1 protein-coding gene is annotated in these 1,318 nt (G+C 43.2%); it reads right to left on the bottom strand.

Annotation, left to right across the window (positions count from 1 at the left end):
- Nucleotides 1-30 precede the first annotated feature (30 nt).
- Nucleotides 31-1,194 carry an IS4 family transposase gene (locus ACEVG1_RS21000; RefSeq protein WP_374745692.1) on the bottom strand — a complete coding sequence of 388 codons (1,164 nt, stop codon included), beginning with the start codon at nt 1,192-1,194 and terminating at the stop codon, nt 31-33.
- Nucleotides 1,195-1,318 lie beyond the last annotated feature (124 nt).

Raw genomic sequence — 1,318 nt, 5'->3', positions numbered from 1 at the left:
CACTAGTGTCCCATTAAAAATGGGACGTTGTTAAAAATTAAATAAAGTTGGCCCATTCGGTCCAAATCGTTCTTTGTCATATTGAAATTTAGTTTTGCTAAAGAGATCTCGAAGGTTCGTTTTATCAGTCAGTGAGATACTCAATATTTGGAGCACTTCGTAGGTGGTTCTGTTCAGTTTCATGTCGTTTTGAACGATTGCCACCAGGCAGTATGTGCATATTGCGGCGTAGATCTGGATCCGGACGGCATTCTCGGTAGTGCCCCAGAACTTTTTGATTTTGAGGTGCTGTTTCAGCCATTTGAAGAAGAGTTCCACCTGCCACCGGTTCTTGTAAAGTTCAGCGACCTGAAGAGCCGGGATGTGGGTGGCATTTGTCAAGAAGACAAACTCACGCTTTTGTTCTTCATCCCAGTATCTGACCAGACGGATAGGCTCGGGATAATACTGCTTAGGATAGAAGCCGGTCAATTCGATCGTTACATCAGAAAGTACGTTTCCGGGCAGCCTGCGTTTCCATTTGATGGATTTGCATTGAAGGTTTTTCTTTGCCCTGACAACGAAATAGGCCCCGATCTGATGTATCTTATACAGCATCCTGAAGTTGTTGTAGCCCCGGTCAAAGATATAGTATGAGCCCGGTTCATAGGGGATTTCCCTCATAGCCTTTGAATCGTGCACCGAAGCCTCGGTAATATGGAAGAATGCCGGTATCTGTGTTTCCACGTCATATAATGTATGCACTTTGATGCCGCCTTTTTTCTTACGGAACTTCGCCCACCAGAATACCGAAAGGCAGAGATCGATCGTCGTTGAGTCAAAAGCGTAAATGTTACCACCCAGATGGAATATATTGGTGGCACGCTTCTCTCTTGCTTCGTTTACCAGATAGTAAGCAAACTCTTCAAAGATGTGGTAGTCTCTATCCTGATTGGCTCTGGCCAAAGATGATTTGGAGACATTCTTACCCATTCCCAAATGGTAACATTTGGAGTGATGGGCATCAAGGGCGACGATCAGGTCCCTTAAACTGTCACGATTGGAGAGTTGGCCGAACATCAGGGCAAGAAGTTGATTCCAACAACTGAAATGCTTCACATATCTGTCGCCATTGTATCTGGCAACAATACGATTGAACTTACTCCGATTTAGAAACGAGACCAACTGAGCGAAAACGTATTTATCTTGAAACATCTGCCATCAGATTAACCTGATGCTAAGCTATGTTTTCAAGTCCGTTCGCTTGAAAAACCTCTGTAACTAACTATATTTCAAATATTTCAAAGAACTATTTTGGATTTTAATGGGACACTAATGA

Origin of the sequence: Parapedobacter sp. 2B3 (assembly GCF_041925275.1) — a bacterium.
GTDB lineage: Bacteria > Bacteroidota > Bacteroidia > Sphingobacteriales > Sphingobacteriaceae > Parapedobacter > Parapedobacter pyrenivorans_A.
Note: the sequence above shows the minus strand (reverse complement) of the source record. Positions and strands in the feature narration are given on the sequence as shown.

What these genes read in the sequence shown, in the direction of transcription:
- ACEVG1_RS21000 (WP_374745692.1), bottom strand. Translation starts at nt 1,194, where the DNA reads ATGTTTCAAGATAAATACGTTTTCGCTCAGTTGGTCTCGTTTCTAAAT.